This window comes from Streptomyces lydicus, from assembly GCF_000717345.1.
Lineage (GTDB): Bacteria > Actinomycetota > Actinomycetes > Streptomycetales > Streptomycetaceae > Streptomyces > Streptomyces lydicus.
In genome coordinates this window covers 106016-130181 of sequence record NZ_JNZA01000016.1, presented here as the reverse complement: position 1 = coordinate 130181, position 24166 = coordinate 106016, and the positions used below count along the sequence as shown (strand labels likewise).

At 71.3% G+C, this 24166-nt stretch carries 26 protein-coding genes, 1 tRNA gene and 1 riboswitch; of the genes, 9 read left to right on the top strand and 18 right to left on the bottom strand.

Annotation, left to right across the window (positions count from 1 at the left end; genetic code table 11):
- Nucleotides 1-139 precede the first annotated feature (139 nt).
- A complete protein-coding gene (locus OO62_RS17895) occupies nucleotides 140-1111 on the top strand; it encodes an SCO0930 family lipoprotein (RefSeq protein WP_033268430.1) in 972 nt (323 codons plus the stop codon).
- On the opposite strand, the gene OO62_RS17890 is transcribed toward OO62_RS17895, so the two are convergent.
- The 4 genes from OO62_RS17890 to OO62_RS17875 form a co-directional block, all read right to left on the bottom strand.
- Nucleotides 1089-2615 carry a sodium:solute symporter family protein gene (locus tag OO62_RS17890; protein ID WP_033268429.1) on the bottom strand — a complete coding sequence of 509 codons (1527 nt, stop codon included), beginning with the start codon at nucleotides 2613-2615 and terminating at the stop codon, nucleotides 1089-1091. The genes OO62_RS17895 and OO62_RS17890 overlap by 23 nt on opposite strands.
- A complete protein-coding gene (locus OO62_RS17885; RefSeq protein WP_078617220.1) occupies nucleotides 2612-2857 on the bottom strand; it encodes a DUF3311 domain-containing protein in 246 nt (81 codons plus the stop codon). Before OO62_RS17885 ends, OO62_RS17890 begins: the two co-directional genes overlap by 4 nt.
- 32 nt (nucleotides 2858-2889) lie before the next feature.
- Entirely contained in the window at nucleotides 2890-3690 is an 801-nt protein-coding gene (locus tag OO62_RS17880) for a class E sortase (protein WP_164993286.1), read from the bottom strand.
- Between the two features lie 82 nt (nucleotides 3691-3772).
- Nucleotides 3773-5122, bottom strand: coding sequence for a DUF445 domain-containing protein (locus tag OO62_RS17875; RefSeq protein WP_033268428.1), 1350 nt, complete (start codon nucleotides 5120-5122; stop codon nucleotides 3773-3775).
- 285 nt (nucleotides 5123-5407) lie between these two features.
- Between OO62_RS17875 and OO62_RS17870 the strand changes: the two genes are divergently transcribed.
- Nucleotides 5408-6718 carry an SGNH/GDSL hydrolase family protein gene (locus OO62_RS17870; RefSeq protein WP_033268427.1) on the top strand — a complete coding sequence of 437 codons (1311 nt, stop codon included), beginning with the start codon at nucleotides 5408-5410 and terminating at the stop codon, nucleotides 6716-6718.
- Between the two features lie 45 nt (nucleotides 6719-6763).
- On the opposite strand, the gene OO62_RS17865 is transcribed toward OO62_RS17870, so the two are convergent.
- From OO62_RS17865 to OO62_RS17850, 4 genes are all read right to left on the bottom strand, one after another.
- Entirely contained in the window at nucleotides 6764-7471 is a 708-nt protein-coding gene (locus OO62_RS17865; protein WP_033268426.1) for a DUF1707 SHOCT-like domain-containing protein, read from the bottom strand.
- Between the two features lie 132 nt (nucleotides 7472-7603).
- On the bottom strand, nucleotides 7604-8626 hold the full coding sequence (locus tag OO62_RS17860; protein ID WP_051733363.1) for an ABC transporter ATP-binding protein: 1023 nt from the start codon (nucleotides 8624-8626) through the stop codon (nucleotides 7604-7606).
- A 31-nt stretch (nucleotides 8627-8657) separates the two neighbouring features.
- Nucleotides 8658-9422 (bottom strand): ABC transporter permease, encoded by a 765-nt coding sequence (locus OO62_RS17855; RefSeq protein ID WP_078617229.1) that lies wholly within the window; start codon nucleotides 9420-9422, stop codon nucleotides 8658-8660.
- A gap of 82 nt (nucleotides 9423-9504) precedes the next feature.
- Nucleotides 9505-10302, bottom strand: coding sequence for an ABC transporter permease (locus OO62_RS17850; protein WP_033268424.1), 798 nt, complete (start codon nucleotides 10300-10302; stop codon nucleotides 9505-9507).
- A 291-nt stretch (nucleotides 10303-10593) separates the two neighbouring features.
- Between OO62_RS17850 and OO62_RS17845 the strand changes: the two genes are divergently transcribed.
- Nucleotides 10594-12810, top strand: coding sequence for a transglycosylase domain-containing protein (locus OO62_RS17845; RefSeq protein WP_051733361.1), 2217 nt, complete (start codon nucleotides 10594-10596; stop codon nucleotides 12808-12810).
- 16 nt (nucleotides 12811-12826) lie between these two features.
- Here OO62_RS17845 and OO62_RS17840 read toward each other — a convergent pair whose 3' ends face one another.
- The 3 genes from OO62_RS17840 to OO62_RS17830 form a co-directional block, all read right to left on the bottom strand.
- A complete protein-coding gene (locus OO62_RS17840; protein WP_033268423.1) occupies nucleotides 12827-13147 on the bottom strand; it encodes a DMT family transporter in 321 nt (106 codons plus the stop codon).
- Between the two features lie 40 nt (nucleotides 13148-13187).
- Nucleotides 13188-13248: riboswitch (guanidine-III (ykkC-III) riboswitch) on the bottom strand.
- A 70-nt stretch (nucleotides 13249-13318) separates the two neighbouring features.
- Complete coding sequence (locus tag OO62_RS17835; protein WP_048828920.1) at nucleotides 13319-13621, bottom strand: GroES family chaperonin; 303 nt, start codon at nucleotides 13619-13621, stop codon at nucleotides 13319-13321.
- Between the two features lie 144 nt (nucleotides 13622-13765).
- Nucleotides 13766-14083 carry a DUF3618 domain-containing protein gene (locus tag OO62_RS17830; RefSeq protein WP_033268482.1) on the bottom strand — a complete coding sequence of 106 codons (318 nt, stop codon included), beginning with the start codon at nucleotides 14081-14083 and terminating at the stop codon, nucleotides 13766-13768.
- A gap of 166 nt (nucleotides 14084-14249) precedes the next feature.
- On the opposite strand from OO62_RS17830, the gene bcp reads away from it, so the two are divergent.
- Nucleotides 14250-14717 carry a thioredoxin-dependent thiol peroxidase gene (gene bcp, locus OO62_RS17825; protein WP_033268422.1) on the top strand — a complete coding sequence of 156 codons (468 nt, stop codon included), beginning with the start codon at nucleotides 14250-14252 and terminating at the stop codon, nucleotides 14715-14717.
- Here bcp and OO62_RS17820 read toward each other — a convergent pair.
- Entirely contained in the window at nucleotides 14698-15972 is a 1275-nt protein-coding gene (locus tag OO62_RS17820) for a sensor histidine kinase (protein ID WP_033268481.1), read from the bottom strand. The genes bcp and OO62_RS17820 overlap by 20 nt on opposite strands.
- On the bottom strand, nucleotides 15972-16478 hold the full coding sequence (locus tag OO62_RS17815; RefSeq protein WP_033268421.1) for a hypothetical protein: 507 nt from the start codon (nucleotides 16476-16478) through the stop codon (nucleotides 15972-15974). Before OO62_RS17815 ends, OO62_RS17820 begins: the two co-directional genes overlap by 1 nt.
- A 315-nt stretch (nucleotides 16479-16793) precedes the next feature.
- Between OO62_RS17815 and OO62_RS17810 the strand changes: the two genes are divergently transcribed.
- The 4 genes from OO62_RS17810 (at nucleotide 16794) to OO62_RS17795 (ending at nucleotide 19945) form a co-directional block, all read left to right on the top strand.
- Nucleotides 16794-18332 carry an MFS transporter gene (locus tag OO62_RS17810; RefSeq protein WP_033268420.1) on the top strand — a complete coding sequence of 513 codons (1539 nt, stop codon included), beginning with the start codon at nucleotides 16794-16796 and terminating at the stop codon, nucleotides 18330-18332.
- 148 nt (nucleotides 18333-18480) lie between these two features.
- Nucleotides 18481-19134 carry an HNH endonuclease signature motif containing protein gene (locus OO62_RS17805; protein WP_033268480.1) on the top strand — a complete coding sequence of 218 codons (654 nt, stop codon included), beginning with the start codon at nucleotides 18481-18483 and terminating at the stop codon, nucleotides 19132-19134.
- Nucleotides 19135-19142: 8 nt separating this feature from the next.
- Complete coding sequence (locus OO62_RS17800; protein ID WP_078617219.1) at nucleotides 19143-19796, top strand: HNH endonuclease signature motif containing protein; 654 nt, start codon at nucleotides 19143-19145, stop codon at nucleotides 19794-19796.
- 65 nt (nucleotides 19797-19861) lie between these two features.
- Nucleotides 19862-19945, top strand: a tRNA-Leu gene (locus OO62_RS17795).
- A 70-nt stretch (nucleotides 19946-20015) separates the two neighbouring features.
- On the opposite strand, the gene rdgB is transcribed toward OO62_RS17795, so the two are convergent.
- The 5 genes from rdgB to OO62_RS17775 all read right to left on the bottom strand — a co-directional run bounded on the left by rdgB (nucleotide 20016) and on the right by OO62_RS17775 (nucleotide 22596).
- Nucleotides 20016-20651 carry an RdgB/HAM1 family non-canonical purine NTP pyrophosphatase gene (gene rdgB, locus OO62_RS17790; RefSeq protein WP_051733359.1) on the bottom strand — a complete coding sequence of 212 codons (636 nt, stop codon included), beginning with the start codon at nucleotides 20649-20651 and terminating at the stop codon, nucleotides 20016-20018.
- 18 nt (nucleotides 20652-20669) lie between these two features.
- The gene (locus OO62_RS17785) at nucleotides 20670-21077 is read right to left on the bottom strand and encodes a hypothetical protein (protein WP_033268418.1); all 408 of its coding nucleotides are present in this window, start codon (nucleotides 21075-21077) and stop codon (nucleotides 20670-20672) included.
- 105 nt (nucleotides 21078-21182) lie between these two features.
- Nucleotides 21183-21329 carry an SCO1431 family membrane protein gene (locus OO62_RS38975; protein WP_157850152.1) on the bottom strand — a complete coding sequence of 49 codons (147 nt, stop codon included), beginning with the start codon at nucleotides 21327-21329 and terminating at the stop codon, nucleotides 21183-21185.
- 182 nt (nucleotides 21330-21511) lie between these two features.
- Nucleotides 21512-22243 carry a ribonuclease PH gene (rph, locus tag OO62_RS17780; RefSeq protein ID WP_033268417.1) on the bottom strand — a complete coding sequence of 244 codons (732 nt, stop codon included), beginning with the start codon at nucleotides 22241-22243 and terminating at the stop codon, nucleotides 21512-21514.
- A gap of 119 nt (nucleotides 22244-22362) precedes the next feature.
- Nucleotides 22363-22596: a PTS sugar transporter subunit IIB gene (locus OO62_RS17775; RefSeq protein ID WP_033268416.1), complete on the bottom strand. Its 234-nt coding sequence runs from the start codon at nucleotides 22594-22596 to the stop codon at nucleotides 22363-22365.
- A 249-nt stretch (nucleotides 22597-22845) separates the two neighbouring features.
- Between OO62_RS17775 and OO62_RS17770 the strand changes: the two genes are divergently transcribed.
- Nucleotides 22846-24156 (top strand): PTS transporter subunit EIIC, encoded by a 1311-nt coding sequence (locus OO62_RS17770; RefSeq protein WP_033268415.1) that lies wholly within the window; start codon nucleotides 22846-22848, stop codon nucleotides 24154-24156.
- Nucleotides 24157-24166: the final 10 nt, after the last annotated feature.

The window sequence follows — 24166 nt, the reverse complement described above, 5'->3', positions numbered from 1 at the left end:
TTCGCCCGGCGGAGAAAAACTTCGCGGGCGTTGAACGCGGGCCACCCCGTACGCCGTATTCCCGGGCGACGGCAACTCGCCCAGCAAGCAACGAACCACCACATACCGATCGACCTCGCCCACCGGCATTGGAGACACCATGATCACTCGACGTCGTGCGGGACTCGCGGCCGCGGCGGTCGCCACCCTGGCGCTCACCGCCGCCTGCGGCAGCAGCACCAACCAGGGCGCCGGCACCTCGCCGAACGCCGACTCGGTCCAGCCCGCGGGCCAGGGCACCAGCGACTACGGCTATGGCTCCTCCGGCTCCGGCCAGGGCGACGGCACATACGGCGGCCAGGCCGGCGGCGACAGCGGCAAGTCCGCGCAGACCGGCCCGAGCGCCGGGACGCTGGCGCTCCATCAGGACGCCAAGCTCGGCCCGGTCGTCACGGACGCCAAGGGCATGACCCTCTACCGCTTCGACAAGGACACCGCCCAGCCGCCGACGTCGAACTGCTCGGGCTCCTGCGCCACCACCTGGCCGCCGGTCCCCGCCGACGGCGCCACCGCGCCCGCGGGCATCGCCAAGAGCGCGCTGGGCTCGGTCACCCGGGCCGACGGCACCAAGCAGCTGACCATCGGCGGCTGGCCCGCCTACCGCTACGCCAAGGACACCAAGGCCGGTGACACCAAGGGCCAGGGCGTCGGCGGCACCTGGAACGCGCTGACCGCCGAGGGCAAGAAGGCCGTCGCGCAGGACGCCGCGGACGTCTCGGTGCTCAACCAGCCCGAGCTGGGCCAGATCCTCGTCGACGGCAACGGCATGACCCTCTACCGCTTCAACAAGGACAGCGCCTGGCCGATGAAGTTCGGCTGCAACGACGCCTGCCTGGACACCTGGAAGCCCGCCAAGCCCGCCGACCGCTCCAAGCTCAAGGGCATCCCGGCCAAGCTGATCTCCACCGTCACCCGTCCCGACGGGCTGCGCCAGCTCGCCGTCGACTGCTGGCCGGTCTACACCTTCACCGGCGACAAGCAGCCCGGCGACATCAACGGTCAGGGCAAGATGGGCCTGTGGTTCGCGGTCTCCAAGGACGGCAAGAAGATCACGACGACGCCGGCGGGCTGACCCGGCCGCCCGGCGCGAGCGCCTCGTCCCGGGGGAACTCGTCGTCCAGCGCCAGCACCTCGGCGTCCGGCCGCTCGTCCGCGTCCCGCGGCCCCAGCCAGGTGACCGCCAGCGCCACCACCACGTTCACGGCGAGCGCGACCAGCCCCCCGTTCATCCCCCACAGCGGGTCGTGTCCCCCGAAGACCAGGACACACACCAGAGCGAAGCCCGCTACCAGGCCGCTCACCGCGGCGCGCCACGTCAGCCCCCGCCACACCAGCCCCAGCAGCAGCATCGGCACGAGCTGCGCCATGCCCTCGTACGAGATCAGGGACAGCCGCACGAGGGTGTTGGGGGCGGTGTAGGTCAGCAGCAGGGCCACCGCGCCGGCCGCCACCACCACCAGTTGCGACCACAGCTTCTGACGGGACGCCAGCCGCGGTACCGCACCCAGCACGCTCCTCCCCCACATCGTGCCGATGACCAGCATGAACACGGCCATCGGCACGATGGAGGAGAGGGCCGCGGCAACGCCGATCACGCCCACGGCCCAGGCCGGGAGGGAGTCCACCACCAGTTTGAACAACGCGAGGTTGGAGTCCGCGCCGGTCAGCCCCGGCACCACGAACAGCGCCGCCAGACCCAGCAGCATCGGCACGAAGAGCAGCACGTTGTAGAAGGGGAGGTACATCGCGTTGCGGCGCAGCGCATCGGCGTTGCGGGCCCCCAGATAGCCGGCCACGGTCGTCGGGAAGATCACCACCGTCAGGGAGTTGACGACGGTGGTGGTGATGAACCAGACCTGGCCCAGACCGCCCGAGGCGTGCCCGGGGAAGGTCAGCCACTGCGGCTTCTCCGCGACGATCCGGTGCAGGAAGGGCCCGTAGCCGTCGAAGTAGTGCAGCGGCACATAGACCACGAGGAAGCCGAGGGTGGCGATGACCAGGATGTCCTTGAGGACGGAGACCCAGGCGCTGCCGCGCAGCCCGCTGACCACGACGAACCCGGTGGTCACCGCGAAGCCGATGAAGTACGCCCAGTTCAGGCTGATGGCACCGTAGGAGATCGTGGAGACGACCACGCCCATGCCGGTGATCTGGAGCTGGATGTACGGCAGCAGGCAGACCGTGGCGAGCAGGGCGACCGCGGCGCCGAGCCAGGGCCGGCGGTAGCGGTGCGCGACGATGTCGCTGATGCCGACCAGGCCGTGCCGGCCGGCGTACGCCCACAGCATCGGCCCGACGACGTACCCGAGGGCGTAGCCGCAGGACATGTAGGCCAGCACATACAGCACCGGGGCACCGAAGTTGTAGCCCCAGCCGGCCGCGCCGAGATAGCTGAAGCTGGTGTAACTCTCCCCCGCCATCAGCACCCAGATGAAGACGGTGCCCAGGCTGCGGCCACCCACCGACCACTCGGTGAGGCCCCCGCCGGACCCCCTGCCCCGCACCGCGAGCAGGCCCAGGGCGACGGTGAGCACCATGAAGCCGCCGAAGACGGCGGTGGCGACCGCGGCGTTCACGAACCCTCCTTGCCCAGGCCCCGCCGGAGGTCGGCGCGGCGCGCCAGCCACACCGCCACCGGGGTGGCGAGGGTGGCCACCAGCATCCAGAAGAACAGGAAGGGCAGGCCCAGCACGGTCGGCGTGACCCGGTTCACCAGCGGCAGCACCGCCAGGAACAGCACGTACGGCAGCAGCAGCCACAGCAGCGCGGGGCGCTTTCGGGAGCCCGGGGATCGACCACCGGAAAACGGAGAAGGCACGTGGCAAGAGCCTAGGCGACGCGGCACCGCTCTCACCGCGACTGTGTCGACCGCAACACGCCCCAGACCACCAGCCGGTAGGTGGAGGTGTAGGCGGGCGTACAGGTCGTCAGCGTCAGATAGGCGGCGGGCGCGGTGAACCGGTAGGCGGGGTGCACGGCGCTGTGCGGGACGGCCGCCAGCACGGTGCCGTCGCCCGGTGTGGTCCGCGGCAGGATCCGCCGCACCACGTAGGTGTAGCGGGCGGCGGCGGTGTCGACGACGACGGTGTCCCCCGGCCTCAGCAGGTCGAGGTGGCGGAACGGCTCGCCGTGGGTGTTGCGGTGCCCCGCCAGCGCGGCGTTGCCGGCCTCGCCGGGCTGCGCGGTGTGCCGGTAGTGCCCGACATACCCCTTGTCGAGGACCGCGGCCTTGCCGGTGCCCTCGGCGACGGGGGCGGTCACCCCGAGGCGCGGGATGCGCAGCACGGCGTACGCGAGGCCGGGCGCGGGCCGGGCGGCCCCGCGGGCGGCCGGCCCGCGGTCCGGGGCCGGCCGGGTGCCGCCGTCGCCGGGCGGCGTACCGTCCCCGGACGGCGTACGGTCCCGGGGCGCGGGGGCCGGGGCGGGGGACGACGACCGGGCGTGCTGCCACTGCCGCTCCAGCTGCGTCACCTCGTCCCGCGCCGCGTCCCGCGCCTGACGGTTCGTCCACCACAACTGGTGCGCGACGAGCAGCAGCAGGACGGCGCCGGCCGTCACGGCCAGCTCCGCGGCCGTCCACAGCGCCCGCGCGGCACGCGCGCGGCGGGGACGCCGCCGCCCCTGCACGACTACCGGTATCCGCTCCCGCACGCGGGCACCGTAAGCCCTGCGGGCGCAGGTCACCAGAGGCGGCGCGGGCCCGCCCGCCGGCCCCCGGCGGCCCGGCCCGGCGTCAGCCGCCGAACGCCCGGGAGACGGTGTAGATGGCCAGGCCGGCCAGCGCGCCGACGACCGTGCCGTTGATGCGGATGAACTGCAGGTCACGGCCGATGTGCGCCTCGATCTTCTTCGAGGTGTGCTCGGCGTCCCAGCCGGCGACGGTGTCGGTGATCAGGGCGGTGATCTCGCTCTGATACGTCGTCACCACGTAGACGGCCGCGCCCTCCAGCCAGCGGTCCACCTTGCCCTGGAGCCGCTCCTCGTCGGCCAGCCGCCGGCCCAGCGACAGCAGCGCCGCCCGCACCCGCAGCCGCAGTTCGCTGCGCTCGTCCTCGGCGGCGGCCACGATCATCGCGCGGACCGCGTTCCAGGCCGAGGCGATCAGGTCCTGCACCTCACCGCGGCTCAGCACCTCCGACTTCAGCCGCTCGACGCGGGCCCGGGTGTCCGGATCGCTCTGCAGGTCGACCGCGAAGTCCCTGAGGAAGCGGTCGACGGCGCCGCGCGCGGGATGCTCGGGCATGTCCCGCATCTCGGTGACGAAGCGCAGCAGCTCCTTGTACACCCGGTCGCCGACCTTGCGGTCCACGAACCGCGGCGTCCAGCCGGGGGCACCACCGGAGACCGCCGCCATGACGGAGTCGCCGTGCTCGACCAGCCAGTCGTGGGCGCGGGCGACGACCAGGTCGACCACCCTCCGGTGGCCGCCCTCGGCGACGACCCGCTCCAGCAGCGTGCCGAGACCGGGCGCGATCTCCTGGGCGTCCGCCCGGCGGGTGATCGCCTCGCCGACCACCGCCTGCACGTCGGAGTCGCGCAGCACGGTCAGCGCGCCGCGCAGCGCGGTGGACAGCTCGGCGGTCACCCGGTCGGCGTTCCTCGGCTCCGCCAGCCAGCCGCCGAGCCGCCGGCCGATGCCGACCGAGCGCAGCCGGAGCCGTACGACCTCGCCGGACAGGAAGTTCTCCCCGACGAAATCACCCAGGCTCTGTCCCAGTTGATCCTTCTTCGTCGGGATGATGGCGGTGTGCGGGATCGGCAGGCCCATGGGCCGCTTGAACAGCGCGGTGACCGCGAACCAGTCGGCCAGCGCACCGACCATCCCGGCCTCCGCGGCCGCCGCCACGAAGCCCGTCCAGCCGCCCGCCCCGGCGTTGCCCGCCCATTTCGCCAGGGCGTAGACCAGCGCGACCCCCAGCAGCAGGCCGGTGGCCAGCGTCTTCATCCGGCGCACGCCACGCCGCCGCTCCTCGTCGGCCGCGCCGTACGTGAAGCCGCCGCCCGGCGCCGCCCGGCCCCGCGCGGCCGCCCCCGGGGGCGTCGCTCCGCTCTTCGGTGCCAGGTCCGCTCTCGTCCGTTCCATCCGCTCCACCGCTCCCACCGTGCCCCCCGTCAGCCGTACGGCCTATCCTGCTCCGCACGCCCGGCCACCGGGCCGGCCGTAACTCCCACTGTGACCTACTCCCGGAACGGACCACGAGTTCCCCGCGTCCCAGGCGTGGAGGCACCGAACGGGGTGCCGGGCGGTTGCCCGGAGGTCCGTGGGATCATGAAGGAACCGATCGGACCGCAACGGTGCCGCTGATCATCCGCTGCCCTTGCCCGCCCGGAGCACACCGCTCCGCTTCACCCAGGAGATTTCTCCCGCATGAAGAAAAGCGTGGGTTACGCCCTGCTCGCCGGTCTGGCGGCGGTGGTGGTGCTGATCTCGACCGCGATATTCGTCGGCTTCGGCGGCGAGGACGGCGATCCCGGCAGCTCCCCGCACAAGCAGCGCGACCCCGCCGCGCCGGCCGTCTCCGGGCAGTGGGTCGGCACCTGGTCGGCGGCCGCGGCGGCGGCCGAGCCGGGCACCCTCGACGGGTACGCGGGCATGTCGATACGCAACGTCGTGCACACCAGCGTCGGCGGCCGCGGCGCCCGCATCCAGCTCTCCAACCTCTACGGCACCCGCCCGCTGGTGGTCAGCCACGCCACCCTGGCGCTGGCCGCGGCCCCCAGCGACCCCACCGCCGCGGCCGGCACCATGCGCCGGCTGACCTTCGGCGGCAAGCCCGCGGTGACGATCCCGGCGGGCGGCGCGGTCACCAGCGACCCGGCCCGGCTGAAGGTCCCCGGCGACACCGACCTCCTGGTCACCACCTACTCCCCCTCGCCCTCCGGCCCGGCCACCTACCACCCGTACGCCCGGCAGACCTCCTACCTGGCGCGCGGCGACCGCGCCGAGGACGGCACCGGCGCCGCCTACACCGAGCAGAGCCCGTACTGGCGCTATCTGACCGGCGTGGACGTCTGGAGCACCGAGGCCCGCGGCTCGGTCGTCGCGATCGGCGACTCGATCACCGACGGCATCACCTCCACCGCCGGCGCCAACCACCGCTGGACGGACTTCCTCGCCGCGCGGCTGCGCAACGAACCCGGCGCGCCCCGCTACGGCGTCCTCAACCAGGGCATCAGCGGCAACCGCCTGCTGGTCAACGGCAGCCGGTTCTCCCCGAACAACGGCCCCAGCGTGCTGTCCCGCCTCGACCGCGACGCCCTCTCCCGCACCGGGGTGAAGGCGGTCGTCGTCGAGATCGGCCTGAACGACCTCTTCAAGACGCCGCGCCAGCTCGACCCGCAGAAGATCGTCGCGGGCATGCGGCTGATCGTCCGCGAGGCGCACGCCCGCGGCCTGCGGGTCACCGGCTCCACCCTTACGCCGTTCGGCGGACACCGCGGCTACTCCGCCCTGCTGAACTCGGTCCGCGAACGGGTCAACCACATCATCCGCTCCGGCTCCGTCTACGACGAGGTCGTCGACTTCGACAAGGCCCTCCGCGACCCCGCCGCCCCGGTCCGCCTGCGCCCGTCCTACGACTCCGGCGACCACCTCCACCCCAGCGACGAGGGCTACCGGGCCATGGCCAACACCCTCGACCTCGACCACCTCCGCCAGTCGGCCCCGGCGTCGCTGTAGCGCGAACGGACCGGCCGGCGGCGGGCGGCCCGGCCGGCCCGGGCCTCAGCCCAGTTCCTTACGGTCCTCGCGGTCCTCGCGGTCCAGGGACTTCTGGCGGCGCTGCTCCTCCTTGAGGCGGCGGCGTTCCGCCTTGGGGAGTTTGCGTTCCACGCCGACGCCGCCCATCAGCGCCAGTCCCTTGACGATCACCCGGGGCGCGCCGGGCTCGCCCGGTGTCCCGTCCTCGTGCGCGTCGAAGCCGCCCATGATGCCCAGGCCGCGGACGTCGACCTCGACGCCCGGCGGGACGACGACGTTCACCCCGCCCATCAACGCCCAGCAGGTGACGGTCACCTCGCGTGCGGCGAAGTTCGCCTCGCGCAGGTCGATCTCGCCGCCGCCCATGCAGCAGACCGCCGTGAAGCGCCGGCCGATCGTCCACCGGCCCTTGCGCTGGAAGCCGCCCAGGATGCCGACCCCCGCCGACGAGCCCTCCACACCGCTGACGATCCGCTCCGACCAGGCCGTCACCGCCCCGGTGTCCTTGCGCAGCGACAGCCCCGCGGGCGCCCCCGGCGCCGCCGCACCGGTCGGCAGATCGGCGGTGAGCGGCTCCAACTCCCCGTACGTGCGCGCCCGGTAGGCCGCGTCGAGGCGCTCCTCGAACTCCTCCATCACCAGCCGCCCCTCCGCGAGGGCGTCCCGCAGGATCTCGGCGACCCGCTCACGGTCGGCGTCGGAGGCCCGCAACTCAGGGAGTTCTTCAGTCATACGGACAGACTAGGACGGCATCCCGATCCTCGGGCCGAGCTGCACGACGACGTGGTCAACTCGTCGCGGGCCTAAGGCGGACCGGGGCGGCCGAGCACCCGCCGGCGCACAAGGGCGGCGGCACCCGCGGACTCAACGCGGCGCCGGCCCGTGCGCGCCCGCGTAGAGCCGGGCGATCACCTCCTCGATGTCCGGCTCGCGCAGCGACAGATCCACCAGCGGATAGCGTTCGGCGATCGCGGTGACCAGCGGCGCCGCGCTCCGCCCGGCGGGGAAGGCCAGCCACTGCCGAGGGCCCTCGACCCGGACCGTACGGGCGCCGGGCACCTCCAGGGGCGGCAGCTCCCGCTCCAGGTCCACCACCAGCGTCCGCTCCCCCTCACCGGCCGCCCGCAGCGCGTCGAGTCCGCCGTCGTGGACCAGGCGCCCGTGGTCGATGACCATCACCCGGCGGCACAGCTGCTCGATGTCGGTCAGGTCGTGCGTGGTCAGCAGGACCGTGGTGCCGCGCTCGGCGTTCACCTCGCGCAGGAACTGCCGGACCTTCGCCTTGCTGACGACGTCGAGCCCGATGGTCGGCTCGTCCAGATACAGCACCTCCGGGTCGTGCAGCAGCGCCGCCGCGATGTCGCCGCGCATCCGCTGCCCCAGGGACAACTGCCGTACGGGGACGGCCAGCAGCGGCGCCAGGTCCAGCAGCTCCACGCAGCGGTCGAGGTTGGCGCGGTAGACCGGGTCGGGGACCCGGTACATCCGCCGCACCAGCTCGTAGGAGTCCTTCAGCGGCAGGTCCCACCACAGCGTGGTGCGCTGGCCGAAGACCACCCCGATCCGGCGGGCGAGCCGGGTGCGCTCCCGCGCGGGATCGATGCCGGCGACCCGCAGCCGGCCGCCGCTGGGCGTGAGGATGCCGGTCAGCATCTTGACGGTGGTGGACTTCCCCGCGCCGTTCGGCCCGATGTAGCCGACCATCTCGCCGCGCGGCACCCGGAAGGTGAGGCCGTCCACCGCCCGCACCTCCTGGCGGACCCGCCGCAGCCGGCCCGCCCGGCGCCGTACCGAGAACACCTTCTCGACGCCGTCCACCTCGATCAGCGGCTCCGCCGCCGCGCCGTCACCGGCCACCGTCCCGCCTCCTGCCGTCTCCGTACGCATCCGCCCGCTCCCGTCCTCTCCTGGCACGCCGTCAGCTCCCGGTGCTGCGGTAGGCCCGCAGGCCGCGGCGCCAGGCCAGCGCGGCCCCCGCGCACATCAACACGGCCACCTCAGGCCCCAGGAAATCCGCCCACCCCGGCAGCCCCAGAGGATCCTCACGCCCCAGCAGACGCAGGGCGGGCAGCCAGTTGACGAAGGCCAGCGGCACCAGGAAGGTCACCCCGCGCACCAGGTCCTTGGCGAACACCGTCGGCGGGTACTGCAGCAGCGCATTGCCGCCGTACGTGAAGGAGTTCTGCACCTCGGCCGCGTCCTGGGCCCAGAACTGGAACGCGGCACCCGTGGTGAACACCGACCCGAAGATGGCCGTACCGCACAGGACCATCAGCGGCACCATCAGCACCCGCCCCACCGTCCACTCCACGTCCAGCCGCGACACCGACCAGCCCAGCACCAGCAGCGCCTGAGTGATCCGGCCCAGCCGGCGCAGCGCGAAACGGTCCGCCGCGACCTGCGCGAAGACCGGCGCCGGGCGCAGCAGCAGCACATCGAGGGTGCCGTCCCGCACCCGCCGCCCCAGCCGGTCCATGCTGCCCAGCAGCAGGTCCGCCAGGCCCAGCGCGACACCGGACGTGCCGTACAGGAAGGCCACTTCGGGCAGCGAGAACCCGCCGAGGGCGTCGATCTGCGAGAACATCAGCATGATCGCGACGAAGTCCAGCGCGCAGGCGGCGAAGTTGCCGACCGTCATCATGACGAACGACGCGCGGTAGGCGAGCGTCGAGCGCACCCACATCCGCGCGATCAGCCCGTACGCGAACACCCCCTGGGCGATCCGGCCCGCCCCGGATGACGAGCCGCCCCTGGGGGACGTCTCCCTAGCCACCCTGCACCACCACCTTCCGGGTCGCCGCCGACTGCGCCAGCCGGCCCAGGGCCAGCAGCGCCGCGCCCCACGCCGCCTGGAACACCAGCCCCCGCACCAGCCCGTCCCCGCCGCGCGCCCCCACCAGCACATCCGCCGGCACCTGAAGGATCGCCGCCCACGGCAGCAGCTGGGCGACCTCACCGAAACCGCCGGGGAACACCCGCAGCGGCAGCACCATCCCCGAGAAGAACATGCAGGCCAGGCCGCTGATCAGGGACAGCCCCGAGCCGTCGAGCAGCCAGAACGACGCCAGCGCCACCAGATAGCGCAGCGCGAAACTGACCACCACCCCCAGCAGCACCGACAGCAGGAACCAGCCCCAGGTCGCCGCGTCCCCGGGCAGCGCCAGCGGGAAGACCAGCGCACCCACCGTCAGCGGCACCACCCCGCGGCCGATCAGCTGGAGCGCCGCCCGCCCCAGGTCCGCGGCCAGCCACCACAACTGGAGGTCCGCGGGCCGATAGAGGTCCACCGCGACGTCCCCGGTACGGATCCGCTCCTGAAGCTCGTCCAGACCACCGCCGGACATCAGCGCCGACGCCGCCAGCAGCGCCTGCGCGATCCACACGAACGTCAGCGCCTGCGCCCGGTCGTAGCCGCCCAGATGCGGCCGCTCCGCCCACAGCGCGAGGTAGGCGTAGGCAACGATGAAGCCGAAGACCGTGTTGGTGAACACGCCGGCCACCGTGGCCACCCGATAAGTCGCGTACCGCCGGAAGCTCCCGGCCGCCACCGCCACGCACCACACGCGCGCTCACCCGGCCCCGTCCTCGTCCGACAGCAAAGCACCGGAGCCTAAGACGCCGGAGCCGCGGGCACCATCGATTTATCACCGCTTCGGGTGAGTCATGGGCGCCATTCAGCCGGTCAGCTGGCGGACCCAGGTGCGCGCCACCCCCGCTGACCGGGACGCATGATGCGAAAGTTTCCCAACGGGCGACAGTTGCTTTTCCGGGCGTACGGCACGAACCCGCCGCACACCACACCGATCCCCCGCCGGGGTACAACCATCGGCGACGGCCGAGGAGTCCATACAGACATGAGCGGACCACGCACAGGCTGGCGCCGGGCCCTGCCCAGCTGGCGCACGATGCTCGGCACCGTGCTGCTGTTCCTGCTGCTCGTCATCGGCGCGCTGATCGCCGGCTACCTCCTCGTCGACATCCCGCCGGCCAACAGCGCCGCCAAGGCCCAGAGCAACGTCTACCTCTACTCCGACGGCACCGAACTCGCCCGCGACGGCGAGGTCAACCGGCAGAACGTGCGGCTCAGCCAGATCCCCAAGTCCGTCCAGCAGGCCGTGCTCGCCGCCGAGGACCGCGACTTCTACTCGGAGTCCGCCGTCGACCCCGCCGCCATGCTCCGCGCCGCCTGGAACACCGTCACCGGCAAGGGCAAGCAGTCCGGCTCCACCATCACCCAGCAGTACGTGAAGAACTACTACCTCGCCCAGGAGCAGACCCTCACCCGCAAGACCAAGGAGTTCTTCATCGCCGTCAAGCTGGACCGCGAGGTCAGCAAGGACAACATCCTGCTGGGCTACCTCAACTCCAGCTACTACGGCCGCAACGCCTACGGCATCCAGGCCGCCGCCCAGGCGTACTACGGCCGCGACTCCGAGCAGCTGACCACCGCTCAGGGCGCCTACCTCGCCACCCTCCTCAACGCCCCCAGCGCCTACGACCTCACCGCCCACCCCGGGAACCGGGCGCGGGTACTGGCCCGCTGGAACTACGTCCTGGACGGCATGGTCAAACAGAAGTGGCTGAGCCCCGCCGAGCGGGCCGCGATGCGCTTCCCCGCACCCCGCCCCGCCAAGACCTCCCCCGGCCTCACCGGCCAGCGCGGCTACCTCGTCGAAGCCGTCAAGGACTACCTCACCGACCACCGGATCCTCGGCGAGGCGACCCTGCGGGCCGGCGGCTACCGCATCACGACCACCCTCAGCAAACGCCGCCAGAACGCCTTCGTCACCGCGGTCAACACCCGCCTGATGGACCGGCTCGACGACTCCCGCCCCGCCGACCGCAACGTCCGCGCCGGCGGCGCCTCCATCGACCCCCGCAACGGCCGGGTCGTCGCCCTCTACGGCGGCATCGACTTCGCCAAGCAGTACGTCAACAGCGCCACCCGCACCGACTACCAGGTCGGCTCCACCTTCAAGCCGATCGTCTTCGCCTCCGCCGTCCAGAACCGCGCCACCACCCAGGACGGCACCCCCATCACCCCCAACACCGTCTACGACGGCACCAACAAGCGCATGACGGTCAGCGACGGCCACGCCACCGGCTTCGCGCCCGCCAACGAGGACGACCGCTCCTACGGCCCGATCACCGTCACCGAGGCCACCGACAAATCCGTCAACGCCGTCTACGCCCAGATGGGCATCGACGTCGGCCCCGACAAGGTCAAGGACACCGCCGTCGACCTGGGCATCCCCGCCGACACCCCCAGCCTCGCCGCCTCCCGCGGCGCGATCGCGCTGGGCACCGCCACCCCCAGCGTCCTGGACATGGCGCAGGTCTACGCCACCCTCGCCCAGCACGGCAGCCGACGGCCCTACACCCTCGTCGACAAGGTCACCAGAAGCGACGAGGAGATCGAACTGCCCGACCGCGAGCGCATCGACGCCGTCCCCCGCGAGGCCGCCGACACCACCACCGCGATGCTCCGCAGCGTCGTCGAGGGCGGCACCGGCACCGCCGCCCAGGGCGCCGGACGGCCCGCGGCCGGCAAGACCGGCACCGCGGAGGAGGACAAGGCCGCGTGGTTCGCGGGCTACACCCCCGACCTCGCCACCGTCGTCGCCGTACTCGGCCAGAACCCCGACACCGCCGCACAGGAGCCCCTCTACGGCGCGGCCGGCCTGGCCCGCGTCAACGGTGGCGACTTCCCCGCCGAGATCTGGGCCGACTACACCGCCGCCGCCCTCCGCGGCCGCCCCGTCCACGACTTCGACCTGCACCTCGCCGACGGCGCCGAACCCTCACCGTCCGAAGAACCCTCCGACAGCGCCTCCCCGTCACCCAGCGACTCGGTCTCCCCCACCACCGGCCCCTCCGGCACCCCGACGACGCCCGCGCCGACCACCGGCGCCCCCACCCCGCCGGCCACCCTGCCGCCGTCCCCCACCTTCCCGACGCCCACCCCGCCGACCACCGAACCCACCCAGGACTTCCCCACCGTGGGCCCGGGCGGCGACGACTTCGAGCGGCGGCTGCGCTCCCGCTGGTGGACGGCGATGTCCCGGCCATGACCCGCCCCGGGCGGCGTCAGTGACCCGACGTCGCCTTCAGACCGACGACCGCCACCAGCAGCAGACAGATGAAGAACATCCGGGCCGCCGTCGCCGGCTCGCCCAGCACCACCATCCCCACCACCGCGGCCCCCGCCGCCCCGATACCGACCCACACCCCGTACGCCGTACCGATCGGCAGACTCCTCGCCGCGTACGAGAGCAACAGCATGCTGACGACGATCCCCGCGCCGGTGAACACACTCGGCCACAACCGGGTGAAGCCCTCGGTGAACTTCATCCCCACCGACCAGCCCACCTCCAGCAGACCGGCGACCACGAGCAGGACCCACGCCATGACGGCACCTCCACGAAAGAGCTCCACGAGCTTCAACAGGGGTGCGTCGTCTTGTCCTGACCCGGTACGGCGCGTCTCGTCGGGTTCCTCCCGAGGCTAGCAAAACGCAAACATGGCGGGCGGTGACCCACGTCACCACCCGCCACCGGCACCGGACCCACGGATCCGGACCTACAGATACAGCCCCGTCGCGTCCTCCGCACCCTCCAGCCGCTCCGCGGCCACCGCATGCAGATCCCGCTCACGCATCAGCACGTACGCCACGCCGCGCACCTCGACCTCGGCTCGGTCCTCCGGGTCGTACAGCACCCGGTCCCCCACCTCGACGGTCCGCACGTTCTGCCCCACGGCGACCACCTCGGCCCAGGCCAGGCGCCGGCCCACCGCCGCGGTCGCGGGAATGACGATGCCCCCGGACGAGCGCCGCTCGCCCTCCGGGATGTCCGTCCGGACCAGCACGCGGTCGTGCAGCATCCGGATCGGCAGCTTGTCGTGGGTGTCCTTGGTGTTATTCGGGCTCACGGCACGACCGTACCTGCAAGGCAGGGCCCACCACGCACCACGGGCCCGGCCGCGCCCCCGCAACGGAGCGCACACCCACGCCCCGCGCCCCCTCCGTCAGCCACGCCGCCTGACACGCAGCGTCAGCAGACCGACCACGGCCACACCGACCAACGCCACCGGAATGATCCGCTCCAGCCGCGGCGTGCCGTCCTCCGACACCAGCTGCGCCCGCACGTCCGACACCGCGCGGTTGGCGGCCACATACGCCCGCCCCGCCGTACGGTCCACCGCGGCCGCGGCCTTCGCCTTCGCCTCATCCATGATCGTCTTCGGGTGCAGCCGCACACCGATCTCGTCGAGCGTGACGGCGAGCTCCTGCCGCCTGAAGGCGATGTCCGCCTCGATCTGCGCCGGGGTCCTGGCCTCCGCCACCGCGCTGCCTCCGTCGTCTCGCACCATTCGTGATGGACAGTCTGTCAGCTCATGCCCCCGCGCGCCCCACAGCACCCCCGTTTCGCGCACCCGCGGCGCCCCGCGGGCCCCGCCTGTCAGTCCCCCTGGCTAATGTCGGGGTGTACGGACCGACCAAAGGAGAGTCATGAGCGAGCGACTGCAGCCCGGCGACACCGCCCCCGCCTTCACCCTGCCCGACGCGGACGGCAAGCAGGTCTCGCTCGCCGACCACAAGGGCCGCAAGGTCATCGTCTACTTCTACCCGGCCGCCCTCACCCCCGGCTGCACCAAGCAGGCGTGCGACTTCACCGACAACCTCGACCTCCTCGCCGGCCACGGCTACGACGTCATCGGCATCTCCCCCGACAAGCCGGAGAAGCTCGCCAAGTTCCGCGAGAAGGAAAACCTCAAGGTCACCCTCCTCGGCGACCCCGACAAGCAGGTCCTCGAGAACTACGGCGCCTTCGGCGAGAAGAAGCTCTACGGCAAGACCGTCACCGGCGTCATCCGCTCCACCGTCGTCATCGACGAGGACGGCAAGGTCGAACGCGCCCTCTACAACGTCAAGGCCACCGGCCACGTCGCCAAGATCATCAAGGACCTGGGGCTGTAACCACCGGATCCACCACCGCACGGTCCGGCAACTCCAGCACGGCCTCGGCGCCGCCCCCGACGGCGGCGCCGAAGTCCAGCCGCGCCCCCAGCACCTCCGCCTGCCCCGCCGCGATCGTCAACCCCAGACCGTGCCCCGTACCCCGCTCCGGCGCCGCCGTACGGAACCGCCGCGGACCCTCCGCACACAACTCCGCCGGATACCCCGGACCGTGATCACGCACCACGATCCGCGACCCCGCGACCACCACCTCGATCGGCGGCTTGCCGTGCTTGGCCGCGTTCGCCAGCAGATTCACCAGCACCCGCTCCACCCGGCGCCGGTCCGTCTCCACGATCCGCGGCTCCCCCTCCACGGCCACCGACACCTCGTCCACCCCCCGCTGCCGCGCCGCCCGCTTCACGATCCCGCGCACCAGCGACGGCAGCTCACAGGCATCCACATCCGCCCGCTCCACCCCCGCGTCCAGCCGCGACACCTCCAGCAGGTCCTCCACCAGCCGCCGCATCGCCTGCGCCCGGTCCCGCACCATCTCCACCGCCCGCGGCTGCGGCAACAACTCCGCCGCCGCCACCAGACCCGCCACCGGCGTCCGCAGCTCGTGCGCCACATCAGCGGTGAACTCCCGCTCCGCCTCCACCCGCGCCGCCAACGACGTCGCCATGTGATGCACGCTCCGGCCCAGCTCGGCCACCTCGTCCCGGCCCCGGCTCGCCAACGCGTCCGCGTCCGGCGGCTCACCCGCCGCGATCCGCCGCGCCGCCGCCGCACTCAACCGCAACCGCCGCGACAACCGCTGCGCCACGAACCACGACACCACCGCCATCAGCGCCACCGTCCCGCACCCGGCGATCAACAACGCACGGTCCAGCGCCACCTGCGCCGGATCGTCATCCGGATACGCCGCCGACACCGACAACGACCGCGCCGGGGTACTCCCGTCCCCGTCACCGACCCCCGTCGCCGCCCACACCCGCGGATCCTCACCGCCGCTGACATACGTCCCCGACCGGTTCTTGAACACCGCCTCCCGCAACGGCGACGGCAACGTCGCATCATCCAGCTGCGCGCCCAGCGCCAGCGTGCCGTCCCGCTCGTAGATCTGCAGCGCCGAACTCAGACGGTCGTCCTGATACGCACGCGCCGAACGCTCCCGCTCCGCGTCCGCTATGTGGTGCACGGCAAAACCGAGCACCACCACCGCCAGCGCCGTCATACACGAAATGGCCAGGGCGATCCGGCCTCGAATGCCCATCACGCGAGGTTGTACATCTCCGTCGTGTCCCCGAGCGGCGTCGACCCCTCGTACGTCACCTCAAGCCCCGTGAACGCCAGCCCGCCGTCCACCGGCTTCGGCCCGTAGAGCCGGAACGTCGCCGGAAACCCGGACTCCGTCCCCACCCCGGCCGCCGTCTTCTCCACCTGCACCACACCCACCCCGAGCGCATCCCGCGCCCCGTACTTCTTCCACGTGATCGCGGTCGCCACCATCCCGGCGTCCGCACACGTCAACGTAATCACCTGCGGCTTGATCTCCGGCTCACCGATCCCGCAGTCCCGCACCCCCGGAAGCCCGCCCGACTGCTTGGCGTCCTCCTTCACGTCCTGCACCGCCGCCGTCTTCGGCGCCGCATCCACCGCCGACGCGCGGTCCGACGCCTGGCTGAACCACACCCCGCCCGCCGCCAGCGCCGTCACCACGGCAAAGGCCACCAGCGCGGTACGGCCCCGGACCCAGCGGGACCCTTCGCGGTCGGTCATCACGATCTCCTCCCGGGGACCACGCCCCGTACCCCCACCAGCAAACACGACTGCCACGCCCGGCGCTGCCACTCTCCCGTCCCCGCCACACAGGCTGATTGCCCGAATACTGCGAGGACCGCGCGGCTGTGTACCAGTCCTGTAACAAGCCCTGCCGCACCCCTGGCGCGCCGCGCCCACCACACCCCGTACGGCGCACCCGCACGTGACCTACCTCGCGATATTCGGCGAGATTGGTTTGACTCGCGCGCGACCGTGCAGGCGTACCTGTCGACACCACGCGCAGCCCGCGCCGACCGACCGAGAGGACGCCCCGTGCCGAACGGCAGCACCGACGCCGATCTCGCTCCCGAACAGGACCGAGAAGCACACAAGCGCCACCGGGTGCTCTTCCGTGCCGTCGCCCGGCGCAAAAATCCCAAACTGCGCCGCACCGACATCACCGTCACCGACGAGCGCGTCGTCAAACGCGCCGTGAAGGCCGCGGCCCTCGGCAACGCCATGGAATGGTTCGACTTCGGCATCTACAGCTACCTCGCGGTCACCATCGGCAAGGTCTTCTTCCCCGGCGGCAGCGACACCACCAGCCTGCTGTCCTCCTTCGCCACCTTCGCCGTGGCCTTCCTCGTACGCCCCCTCGGCGGCGCCTACTTCGGCCCCCTCGGCGACCGCGTCGGCCGCAAGAAAGTCCTCGCCCTCACCATGATCATGATGGCGGTCGGCACCTTCTGCATCGGCCTGATCCCCTCCTACGCCACCATCGGCTTCGGAGCCCCCGCCCTGCTCATCGCCTTCCGCATCATCCAGGGCTTCTCCACCGGCGGCGAATACGGCGGCGCCTCCACCTTCATCGCCGAATACGCCCCCGACAAGAAGCGCGGCTACTTCGGCAGCTTCCTGGAGATGGGCACCCTCATCGGCTACACCGGCGCCGCCGGCATCGTGCTGCTCCTCAACACCGTGCTCGGCGACGAGACCATGCTCACCTGGGGCTGGCGCCTGCCCTTCCTGATCGCCGGCCCGCTCGGCCTGGTCGGCCTCTACCTGCGGATCAAGCTCGACGAGACCCCCGCGTTCCAGAAGTTCGAGGCCGCCCACACCCACAACGCCTCGGGCTCCGTCGTCGAGGCCGAAGCGGAGTTCTCCCACCTCTCGGAGAACGCCCCGAAGAAGAAGCTCGGCGAGATCTTCGCCCAGCAGTGGCCCACCCTCATCCTCTGCATCGCCCTGGTCGGCGCCTACAACATCACCGACTACATGCTGCTGTCGTACATGCCGACGTACCTCACGGACGCCCTCCACTACGAGGAGTCCCACGGCCTGCTGATCCTCCTCGCCACCATGGTCGTCCTGATGTTCGTCATCAGCAGCGTCGGCAAGCTCAACGACCGCTACGGCCGCAAGCCCCTGCTGATGACCGGCATGCTCGGCTTCTTCCTCTTCGCCATCCCCGCGTTCCTCCTGGTCAAGCAGGGCTCCCTGCTCGCCGTCTGCGGCGGCATGGCCCTCCTCGGCCTCTCCCTGGTCTGCCTCCTGGGCACCATGTCCGCCGCCCTCCCCGCCCTCTTCCCCACCAGCGTCCGCTACGGCTCCCTCTCCATCGGCTACAACCTGGCCGTCTCCCTCTTCGGCGGCACCACCCCCCTGGTGATCACCGCCCTCATGGACGCCTTCGACAAGAACGTGATGGTCCCCGCCTACTACACGATGGGCGCCGCCCTCGTCGGCGTCATCGCCGTCGCCTGCATGAAGGAGACCGCCCAGCAGCCCCTGGAAGGCTCCCCGCCCTCCGTGGCCACCAAGGAAGAGGCCGTGGAACTCATCACCGCCCAAACCCAGGAACCCCGCTTCTGAGCATCCCCCGAACAAGAGGCCCCGGACCCCCTTCCCCGGGGCCTCTTCCCTTTCCGCCCTCTCACCCCGCGTAACCGCCCCCGCGTTCGATCGTTGGTCTGTTCGAGAGGGCGTCGGGGCGGTTCCGGCGCCGGAGGGGGTGGCGTACATGCCGGTGAGTCCGTACACCAGGGAGCGACTGGAGGCCGCGGCGTCGTCGTCGCGGACGTTGTCGGAGGCGGTGGGGAAGTTGGGGGTGGATCCGCGGAGTTCGACTCGGACCTACCTCAGGGAGCGGATGAGGAAGCTGGGGGTGGACACGTCGCACTTCGAACGGGAGGGGGCCAGGTGGACGAAGGAGATCCTCGAACCGGTGGTCGCCGCGTCCACGAGCGTGAACGAGGTCGTACGCCGACTGGGGCTCGATTGCGTGGGTGGCCACCAGACCAACATCGCGCGGCGTATCAAGGCGTACGGGATCGATACCTCGCACTTTGCGCCGCCTACCCGACGAGGCAGGCCCTGGCGTCGCCGGAAACCCGAGGCTCTGCTGGTCGAGCAGTCCGCCACGCAGGCCCGGCGCATCCCGAGCGACCGCCTCAAGTGGGCAATGACGGCTCTGGGCATCCCTGAACGATGTGCACACTGCGGCACGGAAGCGGTCTGGCGAGGGCACCCGCTGTCGCTCGAGGTCGACCACATCGACGGCAACTGGCGAGACAACCGCATCGACAACCTGCGGTTACTCTGCCCCAACTGCCACTCGACGACGGACACTTACCGCGGGCGCGGCAAGGGACGCACCAGGGATGCCGCTGCATGAGGCGCGGCGTGCAGTACACCCGCGAGCGGCTCAGCGAAGCTGCCGCTCAGTGTTCCGACATCGACGAGGTCATCGCCTTCTTGGGCACCCGGCCGTACGGCAAGCTCCGAGGCTATCTGTTCCGGCGCTTCGACCACTTCGAGATCGATGTCTCACACATTCCACGCCAGATGCGGGCCACCAGGACACCCGCCAAGCCGCCCGCCGACGAGCTACGCCGCGCCGTCCAGGAGGCGACATCCATCGCCGGCGCTCTCCGCGCACTCGGGCAGGAACCGTACAGCAGCACATCGCGCGCCCTGTTCCACACATGGGTGGCCCAGGACGGTCTCGACACCTCCCACTTCCTGGGGCAGGCACATCAGCGTGGCAAGCCGGGCGTGGTTCCTGTCAAGCGCCCGGAAGACATCTTGGTCACGCACGACGGGAAGTACCGGACGCGAACCCCTCTGCTCCGCCGTGCTCTCCGCGAAGTCGGCGTACCCGAGGAGTGCGTCACGTGCGGTGTCGGTTCCGAGTGGCTCGGAAGGCCCATGACCCTTGAGGTCGACCACATCAACGGGGACTGGCGCGACAACCGCCGCGAGAACCTGCGGTTGCTGTGCCCCAACTGTCACGCGATCACGACTACTTGGTGCCGTGGCGGCCGCCGTCCCCAGTGACCGCAAGGACCACCCGCCCATACCCGACCGCACCATCGCCGGGCCGGTACGATGACTGGTGGCTGGCGGCCGTGGCGGAATTGGCCTACGCGCAGCACTTAGGATGCTGTGGGAGAAATCCCTTGAGGGTTCGAGTCCCTCCGGCCGCACAGGCTTACGGCCTGCGAATCGAAATTTACGATTCGCAGGCCGTTTCCGTGCGCGCGTGTTCCCGGCGCCTCAGCCCAGCAACTCCCGCACCACCGGTGCCAACGCCCGGAACGCCTTGCCGCGGTGGCTGATGGCGTTCTTCTCGGCGGGGGTCAGTTCGGCGCAGGTGCGGGTCTCGCCGAGGGGCTGGAGGACGGGGTCGTAGCCGAAGCCGCCGGTGCCGACGGGGGTGCGGCGGAGGGTGCCCTCCAGCGTGCCCTCGACGACGCGCTCGGTGCCGTCGGGGAGGGCGAGCGCCGCGGCGCAGGCGAAGTGGGCGGCGCGGTGTTCGTCGGCGATGTCGGAGAGCTGGGCCAGGAGCAGCGCGAGGTTGGCCCGGTCGTCGCCGTGACTGCCGGCCCAGCGGGCGGAGAAGATCCCGGGCGCGCCGCCGAGGACGTCGACGCAGAGGCCGGAGTCGTCGGCGACGGCGGGGTGGCCGGTGGCCCGGGCCAGCGCGTGGGCCTTGAGGAGGGCGTTCTCCGCGAAGGTGACGCCGGTTTCCTTCACGTCGGGGACGTCGGGGTAGGCGTCGGCGCCGACGAGTTCGACGTCGAGGCCGGCCGCTTCCAGGATGGCGTGGAGTTCGCCGATCTTGCCGGCGTTACGGGTGGCGAGGATGAGGCGGCGGGGGCTCGTGGGGTGGCCGCCGGTGTGTGACTGCATGGGACCTGATTATCCCGGTCAGCCGGGGGTGCAGATTTTGGTCATCTCGCCGGCGCCGTCGACGATCGGCTGGATGTCGGGGGCCTTGTTGTTCTCGATGGCTTTGCGGGCGTCCTTGATGCCCTTGTTGGCCTTGTCGACGGCCTTGGACAGTTCGGGGTCGCTCGCCTCGTCGCTGAGCTTCCGCAGGTTGCTGTCGATGTTGTCGAGGGCCTGCTGGGTCTTCTTGGGATCGATGAGGGCGTTGTCCGCGGCCTGCTGGAGTTTGTCGGCGGCGTTGACGACGGAGGTGGCGGTCTTGGCGCAGTCCACGGCCTTCTGGACCGCTCCGCAGCCGGAGAGCACCGGTATCGCGAGGGTCGCGGCGGCTAAGGCGGCGAGCGCGGGGGCCGCGGTGCGGCGGGTGCGGGGCGTGCGGGGGGCCATGGGCCGGTTCCTTCCTTCGGGTCATGCTCGGGCAAAGGAAGAAACGCGGGGTGGGGGTGTTTGGTTGCCCGGGGGTGGCGGCCGTGGGCGGGGTTCGGCCAGGTGTCAGACGAGGCCGGTCTGGGTGAGCAGCATGGCGAGCACGACGACGAGGGTCCAGCCGGCGAGGTGTTCGAGGAGGGTGGAGTCGTCCTTGGGGCCGCCGGTGCGGGTGCCGGGGCGGGCGCGGGCTGCGGTGGCTGTCGTGGGCATGGGTCCACGGTGCGGGTGCCGGGGCGGCTTTTCCAGAGGCGGACGCCGCATGAGAAAAGGGTCACAAGGGGGCACAGGGGAGGTTCGGCGGGCGGCGGGTGTGCCGTTGTGCCCGCCGAGCCCCCCTGCGCCTTGCGCCCTGTGTCCTGTGCCCTGTGCCGTGTGTCGCGCGTGCGGTGTGTTCAGAGGGTGCGGGCGAGTGCCGCGCGCTGGGCGGCGTCGAGGTCGGCGCAGCCGGCGACGGCGAGGTCGAGGAGGGCGTTGAGTTCGTCGCGGGCGAAGGGCTCGGCCTCGGCGGTGCCCTGGACCTCGACGAAGCGGCCGTCGCCGGTGCAGACGACGTTCATGTCGGTCTCGGCGCGGACGTCTTCCTCGTAGCAGAGGTCGAGGAGCGGGGTGCCGTCGACGATGCCGACGCTGACCGCGGAGACGGTGCCGGTGAGGGGCTTGCGGCCGTGCTTGATGAGCTTCTTGCCCTGGGCCCAGGCGATGGCGTCGGCGAGGGCGACGTAGGCGCCGGTGATGGCGGCGGTGCGGGTGCCGCCGTCGGCCTGGAGGACGTCGCAGTCGAGGACGATGGTGTTCTCGCCGAGGGCCTTGTAGTCGATGACGGCGCGCAGGGAGCGGCCGATGAGGCGGCTGATTTCGTGGGTGCGGCCGCCGATCTTGCCGCGTACGGATTCGCGGTCGCCGCGGGTGTTGGTGGAGCGGGGCAGCATCGAGTATTCGGCGGTGACCCAGCCTTCGCCGGTGCCCTTGCGCCAGCGGGGGACGCCTTCGGTGACGGAGGCGGTGCAGAAGACTTTGGTGTCGCCGAAGGAGATGAGGACGGAGCCTTCGGCGTGCTTGCTCCAGCCGCGTTCGATGGTGACCGGGCGGAGCTGTTCGGGGGTGCGGCCGTCGATGCGAGACATGGCGTAGACCCTATCGGCAACGGCGAAGGCCCTTCTCCGGGCGGTCGGTCGTCCGGGGAAGGGCCTTCGGTCCGTGGGCTGAGCGGGAGCGGCCTGCGCCGGCTCGGGGGCTCAGCTGCTCACATCATGTCTTCGATTTCGGCGGCGATGGGGTCGGCGTCGGTGCCGATGACGACCTGGATCGCGTTGCCCATCTTGACGACGCCGTGGGCGCCGGCGGCCTTGAGGGCGGCCTCGTCGACCAGGGAGGCGTCGTTGACTTCGGTGCGGAGGCGGGTGATGCAGCCCTCGACCTCTTCGATGTTGTCGAGTCCGCCGAGCCCGGCGACGATCTTCTCAGCCTTGGTGGCCATGTCCACTCCTGCTTGTCTCGGCCGCCGGCCGTTCAGCCGCGCGGATTTCACACGGTAACGCACGTTCAGCCCAACTATGTGGGCGTTTGTCCGCTTCCTGGCGAAGGATGGCGATCACCAGATGGCGATCACCGCGGCGCGCGCCGGACGGCCGGGGAGGGTGTCCGGAGCCCGCCGAGTGGTCTACACCACCAGTATGCGGCACGCTTCAGGCCGGCTGTCGACGGGCCGACTGCCGAAAGGACGCAGATGAGTTCGGACGCAGCGGCGGCACCGCGCGGGAGCTGGGCGTCCTCCCTCTTCCAGGGCCTGCAGAAGATGGGGCGCAGTCTGCAGCTGCCGATTGCCGTTCTGCCCGCCGCGGGCATCCTCAACCGTCTGGGCCAGCCGGATGTGTTCGGCGCGAAGGGGCTGGGCTGGGACGCGGTGGCGAAGGTGTTCGCGGCGGCGGGCGGGGCGCTGCTGGATTCGGGGCTGGGGCTGCCGCTGCTGTTCTGCGTCGGTGTGGCGATCGGCATGGCGAAGAAGGCGGACGGGTCGACGGCGCTGGCCGCGGTGGCGGGTTTCCTGGTCTATTTCTCGGTGCTGCACGCCTTTCCTTCCGGCTGCACCCCGGGGCAGAGGTATACGCAGGCGGGGCTGTGGAGCGGGGTCTGTGTGGATTCGAAGGCGGCGGTCACGCAGGCCGCGTACCAGAATCCGGGGGTTTTCGGCGGCATCGTGATGGGTTTTCTCTCGGCCTGGCTCTGGCAGCGTTTTCACCGGGTGAAGCTGGTGGACTGGCTGGGTTTCTTCAACGGCCGACGGCTGGTCCCGATCATCATGGCGTTCGTCGGGCTGGTCTTCGCGGTGCTGTGCCTGTTCGTCTGGCAGCCGATCGGTGCGGCGCTGACGAGTTTCAGTGAGTGGCTCTCGGCGCTGGGTTCCTGGGGGGCGGGGGTTTTCGGGGTGGCGAACCGTGCGCTGCTGGTGGTGGGTCTGCACCAGTTCCTGAACACGTTCGTCTGGTTCCAGTTCGGCAGTTTCACCAAGCCGGACGGCACGGTCGTGCACGGCGACATCAACCGGTTCCTGGCGGGGGATCCGGATGCCGGGCAGTTCACCACGGGCTTCTTCCCGATCATGATGTTCGCGCTGCCGGCGGCGGCGCTGGCGATCGCGCACTGTGCGCGGCCGCACCGCCGCAAGGAGATCGCGGGGATGATGCTGTCGGTCGGGCTGACCTCGTTCGTGACGGGGGTGACCGAGCCGATCGAGTACTCGTTCCTGTTCGTCGCCCCGCTGCTGTACGCGATCCATGCGGTGCTGACGGGTGTGTCGATGGCGGTGAGCTGGGCGCTGGGGGTGCACGACAGCTTCAGCTTCTCGGCGGGGCTGATCGACTACGTCATCAACTGGGGGCTGGCGACCAAGCCGTGGCTGATCATTCCGCTGGGTCTGGGTTTCGCGGCGGTCTATTACGCGGTCTTCCGTTTCGCGATCACGGTGTTCGATCTGCAGACGCCGGGGCGTGAGCCGGACGAGGTGGGGGACGCCATGGAGCGGGAGAACGTGAAGTAGCCCCGACCTG